Origin of the sequence: Citrobacter freundii complex sp. CFNIH9 (genome assembly GCF_002903305.1) — a bacterium.
Lineage (GTDB): Bacteria > Pseudomonadota > Gammaproteobacteria > Enterobacterales > Enterobacteriaceae > Citrobacter > Citrobacter portucalensis.
Map to the genome: position 1 here is coordinate 31,919 of NZ_CP026242.1, position 17,603 is coordinate 49,521.

Consider the following 17,603-nt stretch of genomic DNA (forward strand, 5'->3'; position numbering starts at 1 on the left):
GGAAATCATAATGGGGTTCAGGTTCAGAAAGTCGATCAACATTATTCCTGGTGTTCGCCTCAACCTGAGTAACGGTGCACCGAGCCTGAGTGTCGGGCCGAGAGGTGCTTCCGTTTCTTTTGGAAGCCGGGGGACCTATGCCAATCTGGGCTTGCCCGGTACCGGGCTGAGTTACCGTACCCGGCTTGACCGGGCCGCGCGTTCCGGAGGTGGGAACCGGACGGCTACCGACCCGGGGCTCAGACAGGCGCTTGAGCAGGAAGCCGCTGATCTCATGTCAGCGGTGACCGCAATCCGTAATATTCACGAGCTGACGCCGGATCCCAAAACAGGCATCAGCTGGGCAGAGCTGGAAGCAGTATACCTGCATAACAGAACGTCGCCTTTTCAGGTTCCGGCACCGGTGCGTCCAGAAAAGCCAGACTATCTTGCATTGCCGGAAAAGCCTGCCGAGAGCGAAGGCATTAGTTTTCTGGGTAAATGGTTTGAATCGGAATCAGCTAAAGCTGAGCGCCACGCCGAAAATCTTCGCCGGTGGCAGCAGGAGCTGATTGATGTGGAGCGTGAGAATACCCTTCGACAGCACCGGTACCAGCAACAACGGACGGCCTGGGCCGAACAGTATGCAAACTGGAAGTTTGAGGCTGAAGAACATGAAAAACGGCTCGCCACGGCTCAGGCAGATGCCCGGCAGCAGTTCCGGACAGACGCCGCGTTTTTCGAATCATACCTGGCGGGTGTGCTGGCAGAAACTGAATGGCCGCGTGAAACGCTTGTTGCATTTGAAGTAAAGCCGGAGCTATCAGCAGTCCTGCTGGATGTTGATTTAGCTGAGATTGAAGATTTCCCTGATAAGATTTACGGCGTTAATGCCCGGGGCACGGAGCTGACGGAAAAAGCCATGACGCAAAAAGCCGTACGCGAAAACTATGCCCGCCACGTCCATGGCTGCTTGTTCCGCCTGGTCGGTATCGTTTTACATACGCTACCGTTCGACAACGTGATTGTGTCAGGCTTTACGCAACGGGTCAGTAAGCGGACCGGCTATCTGGAGGATGAGTATATCCTGTCCTGCAAATGCAGTCGCAGCCAGATGTCGTCAGTAAATTTTGCAGGCTTAGAACACATTGATCCGGTTGAAGCGTTAGGCGATCAACCGGTTATTCGAAAGATGAGCAGTACCTTCATTTTTCAGCCTATTGAACCACTAACCCTTTAAGCAGGCTAAATCTTACGATGCAATTAAATACCAGACAGGCCCGGATTTTTAAGCTTGCCAACTTACTGGGCACCGGCAAGCCCGTTTCCGCTGCCGACATTATAACCAGTCTGGAATGCTCAGAGCCGACATTAACCCGGGCACTCAAAGAGCTACGCGAGTCATATTCTGCGGAGATCAAATACAGCAAGGCAGGTCATTCATACCATCTCGTTAATCCGGGCCAGCTGGATAAAAAGACCCTTCGCCGGATGAATGAAGCGCTCGCACAGAATGCTGAACTGAAAACCGGTGAGTCCACAGGGAAGGTCGTACTCGATAAGGATAAAAAAACAGCCGTGTCATTATCGCTACGCATGCGGATTTTAAGAAAAATTGACCGTCTGGCTGCGCTGAGTGGCTCGACCCGAAGTGAAGCGGTAGAGAAGCTGGCTCTGCACTCCGTTGATGAACTGATAAAAGAATACAGCGCTAAAAAGTCCTGACGCTAAATCTCAGACCGGGGTGAAAACCCCGGTTTTGTCATATTTCACCTCTGTATCTGCGTGACGGAGTTTTGATCTATTCTCCTCCCGCAATGTCAGCAGCGCCTTTCTGCCTACAAAACCTGGTGTCTTGACATCCTCTTGTGCTACACATCAATCTTTGGGCGATTTACACTCCATTCATGCAGATCTGTGATGTATGATGATTTTCATACATAAGAAAGTTTATTTTTGCCGGAGTTTTTTTCAGAAATCTTATATTCCAGTACGGTCTGAATTTTTTTCTCTGATAAGAGGCCATTCACATGTCGGTAATTCAATGGTGGTTAACTTATTTCTTTAATGCCGCTTCTGAGTATTTAATCTCCACCCGACAGATGTCGTGCCGTTTTATCAAATCTACAAACTCTGGCCTCTTCCTGAAACTACTCTCCTCTTCCGATCTCTTAAGAAGGAATTACATTTGAGACGCTTACCCGTATATCTGCTACTCGACACGTCCGGCTCTATGCACGGAGAGCCTATCGAAGCGGTTAAGAATGGCGTTCAGACGCTGCTTACCACGCTGAAACAGGATCCGTATGCACTCGAAACGGCTTACGTGTCAGTGATCACCTTTGATTCTTCAGCCCGACAGGCAGTCCCCCTGACAGACCTCCTGAGTTTCCAGATGCCAGCACTAACAGCCAGCGGCACCACCTCTCTTGGCGAAGCGCTTACCCTGACGGCCAGCTCCATTGCCAAAGAAGTACAGAAAACGACGGCTGACACTAAAGGTGACTGGCGTCCCCTTGTATTCCTGATGACGGATGGAAGTCCGAATGATGACTGGCGTAAAGGCCTAAATGACTTTAAAGCGGCCAGAACCGGCGTTGTTGTGGCATGTGCAGCCGGGCATGATGCCGATACCAGCGTCCTCAAAGAAATCACTGAAATCGTGGTTCAGCTCGATACAGCTGACAGTTCGACGATTAAAGCTTTCTTTAAATGGGTCAGTGCGAGCATTTCGGTAGGCAGTCAGAAAGTGGAGTCCAGCAAAAAAGAAGTGATCGGTCTTGAAGACCTGCCACCACCGCCGCCAGAAGTAAACGTGGTCTTATAATTTTATTAATTAAGGGGATGTCATGTCTGTCAGTCTGAGCAAAGGCCAGGGCGTAAGCCTGAAAAAAAATGAATACGATCTCTCGTCCGTTACTATCGGCCTGGGTTGGGATATTAATGAGGAAAAGAAAGGTTTCCTCGGCGGGATCTTTGGTAAAAAAGAAGAAGAATACGACCTTGATGTGATCGCTTTCCTGTGTAATTCAGCCGGAAAGGTGACCGATCTCGGCAATGTGGAAAATGGTAAACCAACGCTTGTGAATGGCGATATCATCTTTTTCAACAGCCTTCGCCATAAGTCAGGAAATATCTGGCTGACGGGCGATAACCGAACCGGAGCCGGTGACGGTGACGATGAGCAAATTATTGTGCGCCTGAATTCCCTTGACGCTCAGTACGAGAAAATTGTGTTCATCGTTCAGATCTACAATGGTGAAAAGCTCCAGCAGCACTTTGGTAAAGTTCAGAATGCCTTCATCCGGGCAGTAGATGCCCGTAATATTGAAATGGCACGATTCGATCTTTCTGGCGGACCCGCCTTCGCCAGCCAGCGCTCCATGGTTTTTGCCGAGCTGATACGCGAGGCTACAGGCTGGAAACTCAGGGCAATTGGTGAGCCTTCAGAATCAGATTCGTTTGTCTCGCACCTGAGGAATTACATGTGATGCGCCGCCTGCCTGTTTACCTTGTTATCGACACATCCGGCTCGATGCGCGGTGAGTCCATCCATTCCGTTAACGTTGGAATTCAGGCGATGCTTAGCGCTCTTCGCCAGGATCCCTACGCCCTCGAAAGCGTTCATATCTCCATTATCACCTATGACAATGAGGCGCGTGAGTTCATTCCTCTCACGCCGCTGGAAGACTTCCAGTTTTCTGACATCGTTGTGCCAAGCGCAGGCGGGACGTTCACCGGTGCTGCCCTTGAATGTCTGATGCAGTGTGTTGAACGGGATGTACGTCGCTCAGATGGTGATACAAAAGGAGACTGGCGTCCTCTGGTATTCCTGATGACTGATGGAACCCCTTCTGATGCCCTGGCGTACGGTGAAGCGGTAAAAGCGATTCGCGGCCGGGGATTCGGATCCATCATTGCCTGCGCCGTTGGTCCTAAAGCAGGCCATGAGCACTTAAAACAGCTCACCGATAAGGTTGTGTCTCTGGAGACGCTAGATTCAACCGCGTTTGCAGGTTTCTTTAAATGGGTATCGGCCAGCGTGTCTTCCGGCAGCACAAGCGCGGGGATCAATAACGGAACTGATACCCTTCCCCCTCCTCCACCAGAAATCCAGCTGGTGCTCTGACAGACAGAAAGGTGCTGCTTTCCGGGCAGCACCTTTCTGTACAGCAACGTTTTCTGCTGGCCGTACCAGCCGTACGAGGAAAATTATGAGACGCCTTCCCGTGTTTTTTGTCCTGGACTGTTCAGAGTCCATGATTGGTGAAAACCTGAAAAAAATGACTGATGGTCTGCAAATGATCGTCGGAGATTTAAGAAAGGATCCACACGCACTTGAAACAGCCTGGGTTTCGGTAATCGCATTTGCCGGTGTAGCCCGTACGATTGTACCTCTTCACGAAATTGCCTCGTTCTACCCTCCCCGCCTTCCCGTTGGCGGCGGTACGAGCCTTGGGGCCGCATTGCGTGAGCTGACCGTACAAATTGATACCCAGGTCAGAAAAACCACTCATGAGGCTAAAGGCGACTGGAAACCCGTCGTGTATCTCCTTACCGACGGACGTCCGACTGACGACACAACCGCAGAAGTGAAGCGCTGGAAGGATCACTACGCGAGTAAAGTGAATCTCATTGCCGTTGGCCTGGGGCCGTCAGCGGACCTGAATACCCTGCGGCAACTGACAGAGAATGTCATGCTGTTCACCGAGTCTCAGGAAGGGGACTTTACCCGCTTCATCAAATGGATCACAGCCTCGGTTACGGCGCACAGCCGCAGCGTCGGAGACGACAAACAACCTGAGCTCAGCCAGACTGAATACATAGTCCGGCTGGCCAAGGACGAGCCAGTAAAAGCGTACGACGAAAACTGCGTTACGCTTACCGGCCGTTGCAGCAAGACCCGTCGTCCGTATCTGATGAAGTATGAACGGCCACCAGCAAGGATTTCCGGGCTCGATTTCAACCTGAACCTGAACAACTTTAATATTGCCGGATGCTATCCCATTGATGAGGACTATTTTGCGTGGTCAGATGCCACCGCTACCGATTTGCAGGTAAACACAAGCGAACTGCATGGTGTACCGGGTTGCCCCCACTGTGGTAATGCCAGTGCGTTTGCCATGTGCTCATGCGGGAAGTTGCTCTGCATTGATGGCCCCGATGACGTGATCTGCCCATGGTGTGAAAAAGGTCTTTCATTCAGCAATGATGGCGGAAACACTAACTTCGACGTAAACAGAGGGAGAGGTTGATGTCGCAAAATACGTCACTTGAAGAAAAGATTATCCGCTTAGTTCTGTCTGAGCTCAGCCACACCGCAGAAGGTGAGCGGCTTTCCCTTCCATCCCAGGATCCTGCCCTGTCTGCCGAGGTTATGCAGCTTATAAAGCGGATTGAGAACCTTGCAAAAGGTACCTCTGCACTGGTTAACGAAGGTGAGAACGAATCAGTGACTGCCCTCCCGCCTGCTCCAGGCCTTGCCGAAAAGCAACAGCCGGTCGGGACTGATGAGGATATGCAGGGAAACCACGCTATTGACAAAAAAGAGACGCAAACAGCCACAGTCAACGAAACCAGCCCTACATTGTGGAAATTGATGCCTTTTTACGAACTTCAGAAACCAGGAAAAAATGAAACTGAAAACCAGCCGTCTCCGATACTAAAACCTGGGCAGGTACCGGAAAGCCAGCATCGGACCGGGTCAGCAGTGCAATGTGTAATGCCCCCGACAGCGAGAATAACCATACCCAACGCCCGCGCAGGCGAACGTTTCTCTTCGCCGGTTGCCATCATACTGGATGAGGGTGGACGGGCGACGATAAGAGACGTTGTCTTTCCCCGGGACATTGGCTTGTCGTATAAAAAAGAACAAGGGTTGCTCACTGGCATACCCACTGAAATTGGCGATATTGAGCTTTCAGTACTGTGGTCATACACTTCGCACGACGAATGCGAAACAAAGTTACTTTTTGTAGTAAACCCGGATCCGAGAAGCCTGTGGAAGGTAATAGAACCACCAGCAGACACTCCCTACCCTAAGGCCCATCTGGACTCTGCTGGCCTGGTCAGAGATAACATATGTATTGCTGCCGCCAGTCGCCGGGGCCGCTCTCATGAGCATGCCGGGAGCTTCAGAGATGATGACTTCTATATCAACCACTGCCAGGAAACAGGATGGTCTGTCATGCTGGTCGCAGACGGGGCCGGTAGTGCAGTAAATTCCAGAGAGGGATCGCGAATTGCAGTCATGACGGCTGGCGATTACCTTTTCAATCAGCTCAGTGGAGTGAAAGGCGTCCGTTTAAAAGAGCATATCACGACTTGGGAAGGGAGCGATCAGCAGGCAACCATAAACGCCATGCTTCATCATTTTAAACAGGCAGCTACGCTCGCGGTCAACAGCATCCAGAACGAAGCCATTTGTGCAGAACAACCTGTGAAATCCTATTCAACAACCCTTCTTGCAACTGTAGCACTGCGAACTGAAAACGAGTTGTTTGCAGCTGCTTTCTGGCTTGGCGATGGTGCGATAGGTGCATACAGTCCTTCAGGTAAAGTCAGGATACTTGGAAATCCCGATAGCGGAGAATACGCAGGACAAACCCGCTTCCTTGACCAGAGCATTATCGCAGACCCATCATTTACTGGTCGCATCAGCGTGGGCAAATGGAATGACGTATCTCACTTGATCCTTATGACCGACGGCGTATCAGACCCTCTGTTTGAGACTGATAACGGGCTTCGCAGTGACGAAAAATGGACCCGTCTCATTAATGAGATCTCCCCTATCCTCGCAGACGCCAGTATTGCGTCTGAGGGGTTAGGCGACTGGTTAAACTTTTTCTCCACTGGGAACCATGATGACCGCACTATTGCGGTGTTGTGGTAAGGGATACGCTTTTTCGGTGATCAATATGGCAAATATCGTTACGTGTAAAACAAAGAACGGCGAAACAGTCCAGTATGTTGACGAGGTGATTGGTTCAGGCTCGATGAAGGATGTTTACTTTTCGCCTGATAAATCTTACGTCGTCGCTTTTTATCAAAAACCGCAGAATGAGCAGGCCCGGGATCGTATTGATATGATCACCGGCCGCTACAGGCAAAACATTTTTGGACAATCCGGTGGCGAATACTGGAAGGATCTGTTTTGTTGGCCGACCCACGTTGTTGAGCATGGGAATAAAATCGGTATCGTGGTTCCAACCTACCAGAACCATTTTTTCTTTAAATATGGTTCCAAAAACGATGATTTTCTGGATATTAAAGGCCGGGAGAAAGAAGGCAAATGGTTTGCCAGCGCCAGCAACCAGAATAAATTCCTCGATCCGCGTGAACGAGGCAATACGCTTACCTATCTCAAAGTCTGTCTGCTGCTGACAAGAGCCGTCAGAAGGATGCATGCAGCTGGCCTCTGTCACAGCGATCTCAGCTATAAAAACGTGCTGATTGATCCAGAAATGGGCCATGCCTGCATCATTGACGTAGACGGCCTAGTCGTTCCTGGAAAGTATCCTCCCGATGTGGTGGGCACTCCGGATTTTATCGCTCCGGAGGTGGTGAAAACCAGCCATCTTTCCAAAGAAGATCCGAACCGCGTACTGCCAAGCATTACTACTGACCGCCATGCACTGTCGGTGCTTATCTACATGTACCTGTTTTTCCGTCATCCGCTACGTGGCGGAAAAATACATGACATGTCGGATGAAGTGCGTGATGAAACCTTATCAATGGGTGAGAAAGCGCTCTTCATTGAACATCCGACAGACAAAAGTAATGCAGTCAAAATCAGTCAGTTATCCTCCTTTTCACTTCCCTGGGCTGACCCGGGTAAAATTCCTTACACCATCATGGGTCCCTACCTGACGTCATTGTTTGATCGAGCCTTCATCGATGGCTTACATGATGCCACAAAACGCCCTACCGCCGATGAGTGGGAAAGTGCCTTGGTTAAGACCGTTGACCTGATACAGCCCTGCCAAAACACGAAATGTGAACAGAAGTGGTACGTTTTCTCGGGTAAGACAAAGCCGGTCTGTCCTTACTGCGGTACGCCGTATAAAGGTAAGTTGCCAGTGCTTAATTTTTATTCTTCTCGTAAAGAAGGCAGCTATCGTCCTGACGATCACCGGTTGATGGTCTGGAGCGGGCAGTCTATCTATGCGTGGCATGTGAATCGTCTTATCGCGCCAAATGAACGTACAACGGATGCACAAAGGAAACGGGTTGGTTATTTTGTTTACCATAACGATCAATGGTGGTTGGTAAATGAAGGCATATCAGGACTAATGTCATTACCGGATAAGCGGCAGATTATGGTTGGGGAAAAAATAGAACTGAAGAATAACGCTCAATTTGTTTTGTCAAAAGAGGAAGGTGGCAGGCTGGTAGTCGTTCAATTAGTAGAAAACTAACAAATATCTCTTACCAGATTTTAGCTGTTACGGCATTGAGCCACTCATCGCGACTAATTCGATGAGCGGCCCGCCAAACGAGGCTGTGAAGCGCTTATGAAGGCGATGGATCGGTTTAACAAAGAGCTGCGTAGCTCTCTGTTCCTGCTTGGGGAAGGGATTCAGCAGGATTTCAGGGGGTAGCAGACCATACTGTCAATGTCGCCACGGTATACCACTCGCTGGAATGAGCTACTTGTCGTAAAAGCCTGACATCCATGCCAGTGTTACCCGGCATGGTCAGTTCTGGCATGAAAAGCTACTTTAACCACCACGGGCCTTCTGGATTGCGTATTTCAGGGTAGCTTCGTCGACAGCCCCCGGGATGAATGATGTCGTTGCAGCATCGGGTTTTTGCATGTTCATGATAATGAACCCTGGCGTTCCGCTGATCCCGAGAGCTTCCCCCAGTTGCATATTTCCGGAAATGACATTCTCATAGCGACTTTTTTCTCGATCGCTGAATGAGCTGTTGAACCCGGATTTATTCACCACCATGTCTAAATCACTGAGCGTAAACCCTCGCTGGTTGTTGAAGAATACATACGCGCTGGTCATCAGGTTGTTGTGGTACTTACGATACGCTTCAGCGCCAAATGCCTGGTACACATGCAGGCCTGTCGCCGCCCCCATCGCAGAAACGGGTTTCGAACCAGCGAAGATTGGAAATTCTTTAAAGAAGAATTTAACATCGCTGCTCTGGCTCAACACGGATTCAACGACCGGCGCTACCTTCATACAGAAATGGCACTGGTAGTCGAAAAACTCGATGACGGCGACGGCCGCATTATCCGGTCCAATGTTGGGAGTCTCTTTGGTCTCGAAGAGAGCCGGTGCGTAAGGGATGATCCGCTCAAGGGAGGCGTTGGTATTTTGGTTTTCAAGAGCCTTACCCGCTTCAAGCAGATACTGAGGATTTTTTACCAGATAGGTAGCCGCTACCTTTCCTACTTCATCGTTACTGGGGAGCTCAGTTTTAAAATATTTCGACGTGATATACACAGAGCCAGCCGTCGCAATCAACACAGAAATTAAAACAGACGCTACGGGTTTTAAATAATTTAATTTAGTCATAGCCACCTTTACGAATTCAACTTGTTAGTTATCAACCTGTGTTCGATTATACTGTCACAGCACATCGGAATTATTCGTTAAAGAACCCTTTTTGGAGGAATTAGAATGTTACGGCATTTATTCTTACTGACCGCCACAACGTTCTTATGTGGGTGCAGCTATCATTTCGGGAATGATGTTGATGCTTACGATTTAATGTCACGCCCGGTAGGCAACAAGAAATTTGAAATTGTAGCGCCTGATGACAGTATACAATCGCGCATGTTTGCAGCCCGGTTTGCGAGTGGATTAACGGGGATAGGGTTTAATATTTCCAACCATCTGCCCGACTATATTCTCAGATTCAGTTACAGTAAGACCCAGGAAAATATGCAATACAGTGAACAGCTGGTGACGGGCATAACCGGATATGTCGTCGAGAAGAAGACAACGAAAAAAGATAAACACGGGCAGACTCAGACGGACTATGACTATAAACCCGTCAGCGGGATCGTGGGGTCAGAGACGATATCACAGAGGCATTTCTGGCGCCGCCTTGATGTGGAAGTCTACCCTGCGGGGAAAGGGGCACAACAGGTTCTTAAAGTCAGTATGCAGAGCAATGCGCCAATCCCATCGGACAGCATTGCGTATTCCGCAATGATCGACGCTCTGGCCGGGAAACTGGATGCCCCGCTACGCTCCGGAAACTATGTCGCATCGGTTCCCTGGAACTAATGACCAGCACCGCAACGCCCAACCGCAAAGTGACTTTTCTCACCTGCATGCCGCACCTTTACCGGCCTCCTCTGTTGAAATCATAGAGCCGGTAAAGATCACCGATCGTCATTGCATCCACTTTGGACACGAACAAATACTCAAACTGCGCTTTCTGAATATCTGACACTGACGCATCGTCCAGCACCTCCTGGTAAAATCGAGCACTGATGCATCTCTCCGGATGCATGAACTGGTACCGACTCTGGAGAACCACCATTAGTAAAAACAGAATCAGCAGAACGAGAAGTAATATTTGGTTGGAGAGCTCCAGTCCCAGCGACACACCGATGGTTGCCAGGAAACAGAGAGTCCATCCGACCAGGGCAAAAGGAGCCTTTTGGATCTTTTGTTGGTAATAACGGAAGATCACCGGATCATTTAAATACCGCTTATCCGGTAATCCCGTTGCCCGGGTGACAATGCTGAGCCAGAGCGACATTTTCTAACCCCCAAATCGCGGATATACGGCGCTCTCAGGCCATACGTTCATAAAAGGCAACCAATGGCTGGGTGATGGGGTTTTGTACAAGCTCGGGGCGAATGACTTTCAGCTGCCTTACCGGCGCTAGCTCATCCGTCGGCTTCACGATTCCATTGCCCGGACCTTTCCGGGTACTGTCGGTGTTCACCTTTAGCCTGTCATTATTCAGATACGATTCAACCCGCTTAGACATGGCGTCGCTGGGGGATGATGCGTCATTAAGTTTTTTTAAAACCGCGTCTTTATCCGTCTGAGCCGCAGAGACCAGCAGTTCACTGCTGGCCTCAATGTCTGCGTTGCAGGACCCGAACTGGCATTGGGCCGCAAAGACGGGTTGAGTGCCAACCGCCACGAGCATTAACGTTGTCAGTATTACAGATTTCATAATCACCTCTTGCAGTCGTGAAAAGTCACTTTTGTGCGGTGCCCATGCGGGTCACCAGATTTTCCGGGCTCAACCAGCCGGTGAACAACTGAGGTTTACCCGACAGCGTTACCATGGTTGGCGTACCCTGAAGCGGAATAGTTGAAGCAACCTGGAAATGCGATTTGATAATATCGAGGCAGGCCGCGTCAGGCCGTCCTTCCGGAATGATTGATATCGAGCTCATTGCAGCATCCAGCGCATCATTAGGTTTGGCCGCACACCAGATTTTTGCCATATTCCCCGCGACCACGGAGTTCAGGCCTGCACGCGGAAAAGCGAGGAATTTTATTGAGATCCCGGCATCGAGATAGGATTGAAGATCATGATGTAGTTTCTGGCAATACCCGCAGGTTATATCAGTAAACACCGCCAGGCGATATTTTTCATTCGCCGACTTATATTCTATGGATTTTGTTTTAGCAGCAAACTCCCTGACGCCTTTCAGTATCGCCTGTTCCGTTGTATTCTCCACATCTTTGCCGTTAACATGAAACAAGCTCCCGGTAAAAATGTAATCACCATCTTTGCTGACGTAACTCACGCCTTCTCTTGAAATCACGGTATAAATATCTTTTACTGGGGATGGTTCAATATGCTCGATGGACAGCCCAACTTCTTTTAATTTCTTCAGTGCTGCATCAGGAAGCACGTCAGTTTTCACTGTCTGGGCATTCATGCTAAAGGCCGTACAAGATGCCAGTAATAAGAATGATGCCTTGATAGTCTTATTCATTTCAGCTCCTTTAATGGAGCATTAATACTATCATGCGAAAAAATCCTCCAAATTCGCTTAAGGGACAAAATTCCCTCCCTATAGTAAAAATTTTTAGCCCGCGATGTGGGAGAATATCCAGTATGTAATTCCAGTGGAGATTATCTCGTGTTTATACCACCAGCAGATGATGTGAAACCTATTCCCGTTCCTGTTGAAGTCTACACACAGTGCATTACCGATGCCTCCCGCTTTTTCGGGATTGATGCAGAATTGGTCTTTACGCTTTTTGATAATGAAGGCGGAAAAGTGGGAACGTTCAGCCGGAATAAAAATGGCACTTATGATATTGGACCTATGCAGATCAATTCGTCCAATCTGCCGGAAATACGTGGCCACTTTCCGTCTGTTACCTGGCGGGTATTGGCCTATGACGCCTGTGCCAGTTTCTGGGTAGGTACCTGGTGGCTTTACCGGAAAATTGTAGACCGAAATGGTAATGTATTTGAAGGGATTGCCGATTACAACAGCAAAACCCCTAAGGTCCGGGCGAGGTATATCTTTAACTTCATGGTCAAATACAATCGCCGGATTCAGGGCCGGAATGGCATGGACGAGTTATATCAGTGGACGCAACCAAAGACCCAGTACAACGGACATATTGTAAAAAATGTTCCGGAGTAAATTACCCCCCTACTCTCCAATTTATTGTTTAGTTGTTTTACGTGGCTGTGAACAATTCATCACTGAGCGAGTGAAACTGTCCCGTGAAAGAGGTTAGGTATGCTCCAATCAATATACGAATTCCTGTGCAAGATACGCTGTTCTCCACAGAAGCTTAGAAATAAAGACTTGGACGGGATCTTGCCTCAGGATGAATCAACAGCTGGCTTATGGGGACCTCTGCCATTAATCCATATTGTTCTTTTCCTGGATTTTGATGGTGTAATCCACAAATGTCAGAATGAATCTTTCGAACGGATGTATTTGATTGAGAAGTTACTTGATGCAAGTCCTTCAATGTTCATCGTTATATCAAGCTCATGGAGAGAATGCGGGAGTATTACCTACCTAAAGTCACTTTTCCGCTCGCCGTACAGAGACCGGGTAATTGGCGCAACCCCATCCCTGTGTCTACCCTCGGGGGGAATAGGGGTACGTGCAGCTGAATGTGAAGAATTCGTGGCCAGGCACCAGGTAAAAGCCTTTATCTGCCTTGATGACGATACGACCCTGTTTCCGCCAGAATATCCGCACCTGATCCGTACGGATTATTACACGGGGGTTAAAGAAAAGGACATAACGGATCTGATAGCCAGATATAACCTACTGATGGCCCGTTTTTATTAAAAAAGTAACTTTTCCACACACTCCGTTAAAAAAAACCATGATTCGCCATCTACCAAAAACACTGCATCAGTCGATCAGAAAAGTAACTTTTTCCTCAACTTTAATTTAGGCCAGTAAGCATTCACGTTTCTTAGGGTGGCGAGTGAACTGGATTTGGAAAGAGAATTTGAATCGTGATTAAGATAGTATCCTGTTTGACCATTGTTTTAAAACTGAACAAACCTTATCCAATGCTCAGTTAGCCGGTGTACTTTTCTCAGATTCGTGGTTTACCTTGAATAGCACTGCCGTGAATAGTTATTTTCCCCGGATGCAGGCATAAAAAAGCCGTGCCCAAAAAGAGCACGGCTTTTATCAGTCAGTATTCACTCCTACTTCTTATTATCATTCAGCCAGTTTTCAGCTCTCTCTATTCTCGACTGATACGGTTCGTTTGTATTGTTAAGGTCTGACTTCATAAAGTTAACGAACGCATCTGCTTTATCCGACCCGAAGCGTGGATCATCGGTCAGTTGCTGACGAATCGCACGCTCTGAGTTTTGTGATGCACTCTCATACGTCTTGATCCCATCACTTCCCATATCCTTATAACGGCTGGTCACCGCGCTCAGACCATCTGACATTTGCAGGTGGTTGCCAACCTTGCCCAATAACGAACTCGGCATATTTACCGGATTCGTTGCATCGTTTGCCAAAGATGCGGGCGTAGTCAGGACCCCAATACCTGAGAGCATGTCGTTTACGGGTTTTGCTCCGATAACGTCAAGCCCTCTGGCAACACTCTCCTGGCCCGATAAAAGCGTACTGCCAATCACACTACGTTCTGTATTGGACTCAATTTTATTACCAGCAAGGGTATCAATCGTGGTTTGGGTTCGTTGGCCAACGATCCCGCCGCCAGAGCCGCCTTCACCAAGATTCGCCCTTATTGCTGAATCAAGAGAGCCTGAAGCCTTGTTGTGCATGTTGAAACCTTCATGGATACTCTGGAGATCATTCATCCCCCAGCTAACGTTGTAGTGACCCAGCTCGGTGAGGAGGCTTTGAGTATCCGCTTTCAGTTGTTCTTTCTCAGCGCCGGTTGCCATTGTACTGGCCCCATAGGTAAACACGGCTTGTGCGGCCAGCTCCGCCCGTTTGTCATCCGGCTTTTTGGTTGGGTCATTTGCAACCCTGTCAAAATAATTCGGGAGGTTGTTTGATATCCCGCGTATCTGGCTATCTCCGTACATAGAATTCAGTTTTTCGCTGGTATTACCCATGCCTGAAGTAGCATGCTTGCCGCCTATACCAGTTTGAAGCTGGTCGAAAGTTTGGTTGGCGTTCTTAACGTCCTGCCCAGCCCCCTGAATTCTTCCCACGGTCTCATTAGTCACTACAGGGGTATTCTTATCCAACGACGAGAGAACACTTTGGTTTTCTTCGCTATAGGAGTTAGCTACATTACCTTTATGAATGCCCTGAATATCTTCTTTACTGACCGAGCCCACATTGTACGGCGTAACACCTGATTCGGTTTGTCCGCCAATATGTTGATTAGCATTCTGCTGGTTCTGTGCCAATCCAGCTTTCGCCTGAGCATCCAGACCTTGCCCTACGTCAGCAACACGATCGGCACTCATTACGCCGGAGGTATCTACATGGTCTGGTGTGCGCTCCTGCGCCTGTGCAATGGTATTAATACCCGATGCATCACCAGTGATTCGGTCAAGTTGATTGGTAATTGGCAGCATCTGTTGAGCGTTACCGCCGAAGTCAGCAACCAGCCCTTTAAGCAGGCTGGAGGTCTCACGCAGATCCTGCTTATTGCTCTCAGCCGTTTCACCCCTGGCAGTATCAATCGCAATTTTTTGCTCACTAAAGTCGCGTGTCGTTGCCACCAGCGCATCAGTTCGCTGGAGTTGTGATCCCAACTGAGTGCTGGCCTTAAATGTGTCATTGTAAGAATTGAATTTATCCATAAACGCATTCTCATCAAGACCATTTTTCCGTGCAAAATTACGCACATCATCATCGCTGAAGTTTTTATTACGAATAGAATCGGAGAATCTGTCTAGGTTGACAGACTGTCTTGAGTCGAGTGTCATGCCGGTATTAGCGCTGGCGTTCGTTGAAAGTGACGTCGACAGATTTTCGGCCATTGTCTGTGTTGCCTGGTTCATTTTTGATGCAGCTTCTTTGAATGCATTGGTCTGTGCAAACTGATCACTGTTTACCTGAGAAGCCGCTTTACTCATTTGTTCAGAAAGTCCTGAGTTTTCTGACAATTGAGTCGTAATAGCTTTATTCAAATCAGTTAAGAGGCTATCACTGCCTGAATTCGATTTTGAGATCCCTGAACCAACGGTACCCGATGCTTTCAGACCTAGTGAATCCATCACTTTCTGACCTATGCCCCCAGCCCCCCCTTTTCCAAGTTTTTCCTCGCCACCAAGTCCCAAACTTCCATTGAGGAGAAGGTTTGACACCACACCAGCTAATTGCTGCGAATTAATTCCGTGCTTCGCCCCTACGCTATTAGCGACGTTTGCACCGGCCTGGTCTGTATATGATTTCAAGTTTTGCAGATTCGAGGAAAATTGCTGGCCCGATTGCCCCGAACGACCAACTTCACTCATCTGATTGTAGGCCTGCTGGAATGAATTACTTGCTGCACTCATGACTGATGAGGTCATTGCCGCCCCTTGTCCCTGGCTTGACGCGATACTTGAACCTGCATTCCACGTACCGAGTCGGAAGTTACTGGAGTCCATGGCCCCGCCACCGCTGAACCCCTGCCCGGTGCTTGTCAGTGCTGTACGATTAACATCCCCAAATGATGATTTTCCGCTATTTGGCGCATCCCACACTTTCGGCGTGAGGTGGCTGGAGTCCACAGGTGCGGGTGGCGTAACTCCTTTCATCGCATTCATCATTGGATGAATGGATTGCGTCATCAGGAACAGCGTCAGGACTGGGATAAGAGCATAGAGCGCTGATGCAACTGATAAGTAAGAACTATATGTTTCGGCAAGCCCTGGTAAGCCCATCCAAGTCACCGCGTTACTCTGACTATTCAGTGTGCTCCATGTATCAAGATCCGCTGTTGCCACCTTCTTCACGTAGGCATTGACCATCACCGCAGTAATCGGCCACATATTAACGAAGAGAATCAACTGAAGATATTTTGCCGCTGCGGCAACACCGTTTCCGCCGAGTGCAAGCAGCATGAGCAATGCAAACGGAGCAACCATGTACGCAAACATTTCAAGAAACGCAATTGCCGCACCAGATAATTGCAGCCAGAGCTGCCCCTGAGATGCCATGGTATTCGTACGTTTTAATGATGCCTCAAACAGTTGCATATCCGAGGCCAGACCAAGTGGGGTTTTGTATTTACTGGCACCATTACGTAGCTCATTCATGATGAACAAAGAAAGCGTCGCGTCATAAGCGCCAATCGCCTTGCCATACATGCCGTTCGCCGACGCCATTACATCCGTGAAGCTCGATCCGGATGCGGCACCGCCCGCCTCTTCTGGGGTAAGAATACCGTTTGTTTGCCCAATCAAAGCAATCGTCTGTCGAGCCTCCGGGGTGCTCGTTACCTGTTTAACGGTCGACCAGACCTCTTCACAAGTCGCTGACTTTGAACTATTCACACCCACGATGTTAGCAGATGCGTTCTTCAGCGAACCTTTCATCGCCTGATTAATGCGTTCCATGCTTTCCGCGACATTTGAAGAGAAAATATCGTTAAAAATGGTTTCTTTCCCAGCGATTTTCGCGCTTGAGTTTTGTGTTCCCTTGAGGCAGTTATAGGCCAGTGATTGCACTGTCGCACACACGTTCATCGCACCTAATCCGCTAACTGGTTCGGGGAACGCTGAACAATACCCCTGGCTGTCCCCGCCCCATTGTAAGAATTTAACGAAGCGAATCATCGGGCCAAGAGTAATGTCATCATCAAGCGTGGTTGCGGCAAAGTCGATCGGCGCCAGCGGATCAAACGCCGTTTTATAGTCTTTGAGTAGGCCCTGGCTAAGGTTAGTGGTTACAGTTCCCATCGCCGCGATAAAAACAGGAATACCATCGACATTTCTCACTTCACCAGACTTAACCGATTCAATAGTCACATCCACGCGTACTATTGCCATCGAAAAAAGAATCAGCCCAAGAATCCATGAAAATATCGGCACCTCTGCTTTTGTCGGGTTCAACAGCCAAAGCCATGTTTTATAAAACAGGCTGGCTCCAGCCAGCACCGCTGCCGTGGTGAGAAATGCTTTTACACCGGTATATTGTGAGAAAATCAGGGCAATCCCGTTAAGGGCGGACCACACGAACTCGATATCACCTACTGTATAGATGTTGTAATCCATATCA

General features: G+C 48.9%; 17 protein-coding genes. 12 read left to right on the forward strand and 5 right to left on the reverse strand.

Going from position 1 to position 17,603, the window contains the following annotated elements:
• The first annotated feature begins 10 nt into the window (after positions 1-10).
• From C2U43_RS27395 to C2U43_RS29935, 9 genes are all read left to right on the forward strand, one after another.
• Positions 11-1,219, forward strand: coding sequence for a DUF4236 domain-containing protein (locus C2U43_RS27395; RefSeq protein ID WP_000506888.1), 1,209 nt, complete (start codon positions 11-13; stop codon positions 1,217-1,219).
• A 17-nt stretch (positions 1,220-1,236) separates the two neighbouring features.
• Positions 1,237-1,704, forward strand: coding sequence for a tellurium resistance protein TerW (gene terW / locus C2U43_RS27400; RefSeq protein WP_001176767.1), 468 nt, complete (start codon positions 1,237-1,239; stop codon positions 1,702-1,704).
• A 463-nt stretch (positions 1,705-2,167) separates the two neighbouring features.
• Positions 2,168-2,806: a vWA domain-containing protein gene (locus tag C2U43_RS27405; protein ID WP_001388628.1), complete on the forward strand. Its 639-nt coding sequence runs from the start codon at positions 2,168-2,170 to the stop codon at positions 2,804-2,806.
• 22 nt (positions 2,807-2,828) lie between these two features.
• Positions 2,829-3,470: a TerD family protein gene (locus tag C2U43_RS27410; protein WP_000116681.1), complete on the forward strand. Its 642-nt coding sequence runs from the start codon at positions 2,829-2,831 to the stop codon at positions 3,468-3,470.
• On the forward strand, positions 3,470-4,108 hold the full coding sequence (locus C2U43_RS27415; protein WP_001253658.1) for a vWA domain-containing protein: 639 nt from the start codon (positions 3,470-3,472) through the stop codon (positions 4,106-4,108). The genes C2U43_RS27410 and C2U43_RS27415 overlap by 1 nt, the downstream gene beginning before the upstream one ends.
• A gap of 85 nt (positions 4,109-4,193) precedes the next feature.
• The gene (locus C2U43_RS27420) at positions 4,194-5,234 is read left to right on the forward strand and encodes a TerY-C metal binding domain-containing protein (protein WP_040113321.1); all 1,041 of its coding nucleotides are present in this window, start codon (positions 4,194-4,196) and stop codon (positions 5,232-5,234) included.
• Positions 5,234-6,871 (forward strand): PP2C family serine/threonine-protein phosphatase, encoded by a 1,638-nt coding sequence (locus tag C2U43_RS27425; RefSeq protein ID WP_040113320.1) that lies wholly within the window; start codon positions 5,234-5,236, stop codon positions 6,869-6,871. The genes C2U43_RS27420 and C2U43_RS27425 overlap by 1 nt, the downstream gene beginning before the upstream one ends.
• Positions 6,872-6,896: 25 nt before the next feature.
• Positions 6,897-8,396, forward strand: a complete 1,500-nt coding sequence (locus tag C2U43_RS27430) for a helix-hairpin-helix domain-containing protein (protein ID WP_032610464.1) — start codon at positions 6,897-6,899, stop codon at positions 8,394-8,396.
• Positions 8,397-8,594: 198 nt separating this feature from the next.
• Positions 8,595-8,648 (forward strand): DUF4113 domain-containing protein, encoded by a 54-nt coding sequence (locus tag C2U43_RS29935; RefSeq protein WP_223203177.1) that lies wholly within the window; start codon positions 8,595-8,597, stop codon positions 8,646-8,648.
• A 51-nt stretch (positions 8,649-8,699) separates the two neighbouring features.
• Here the strand turns inward: C2U43_RS29935 and C2U43_RS27440 are convergent, their stop codons facing one another.
• The gene (locus C2U43_RS27440; RefSeq protein WP_015062990.1) at positions 8,700-9,509 is read right to left on the reverse strand and encodes a DsbA family protein; all 810 of its coding nucleotides are present in this window, start codon (positions 9,507-9,509) and stop codon (positions 8,700-8,702) included.
• 369 nt (positions 9,510-9,878) lie between these two features.
• On the opposite strand from C2U43_RS27440, the gene C2U43_RS29940 reads away from it, so the two are divergent.
• Positions 9,879-10,226 carry a hypothetical protein gene (locus C2U43_RS29940; protein ID WP_223203176.1) on the forward strand — a complete coding sequence of 116 codons (348 nt, stop codon included), beginning with the start codon at positions 9,879-9,881 and terminating at the stop codon, positions 10,224-10,226.
• Between the two features lie 58 nt (positions 10,227-10,284).
• On the opposite strand, the gene C2U43_RS27450 is transcribed toward C2U43_RS29940, so the two are convergent.
• From C2U43_RS27450 to C2U43_RS27460, 3 genes are read right to left on the reverse strand one after another with little or no spacing between them, the layout of a single operon-like run.
• Complete coding sequence (locus C2U43_RS27450; protein ID WP_015062992.1) at positions 10,285-10,707, reverse strand: hypothetical protein; 423 nt, start codon at positions 10,705-10,707, stop codon at positions 10,285-10,287.
• Between the two features lie 34 nt (positions 10,708-10,741).
• Positions 10,742-11,134 carry a hypothetical protein gene (locus C2U43_RS27455; protein ID WP_040113319.1) on the reverse strand — a complete coding sequence of 131 codons (393 nt, stop codon included), beginning with the start codon at positions 11,132-11,134 and terminating at the stop codon, positions 10,742-10,744.
• Between the two features lie 25 nt (positions 11,135-11,159).
• A complete protein-coding gene (locus C2U43_RS27460) occupies positions 11,160-11,909 on the reverse strand; it encodes a thioredoxin fold domain-containing protein (RefSeq protein ID WP_040113318.1) in 750 nt (249 codons plus the stop codon).
• 147 nt (positions 11,910-12,056) lie between these two features.
• On the opposite strand from C2U43_RS27460, the gene C2U43_RS27465 reads away from it, so the two are divergent.
• Entirely contained in the window at positions 12,057-12,572 is a 516-nt protein-coding gene (locus tag C2U43_RS27465) for a lytic transglycosylase domain-containing protein (protein ID WP_032610469.1), read from the forward strand.
• A 99-nt stretch (positions 12,573-12,671) separates the two neighbouring features.
• Positions 12,672-13,238: an HAD domain-containing protein gene (locus C2U43_RS27470; protein WP_015062996.1), complete on the forward strand. Its 567-nt coding sequence runs from the start codon at positions 12,672-12,674 to the stop codon at positions 13,236-13,238.
• 371 nt (positions 13,239-13,609) lie between these two features.
• Here C2U43_RS27470 and C2U43_RS27475 read toward each other — a convergent pair whose 3' ends face one another.
• Positions 13,610-17,599 carry a conjugal transfer protein TraG N-terminal domain-containing protein gene (locus tag C2U43_RS27475; RefSeq protein ID WP_015062997.1) on the reverse strand — a complete coding sequence of 1,330 codons (3,990 nt, stop codon included), beginning with the start codon at positions 17,597-17,599 and terminating at the stop codon, positions 13,610-13,612.
• Positions 17,600-17,603 lie beyond the last annotated feature (4 nt).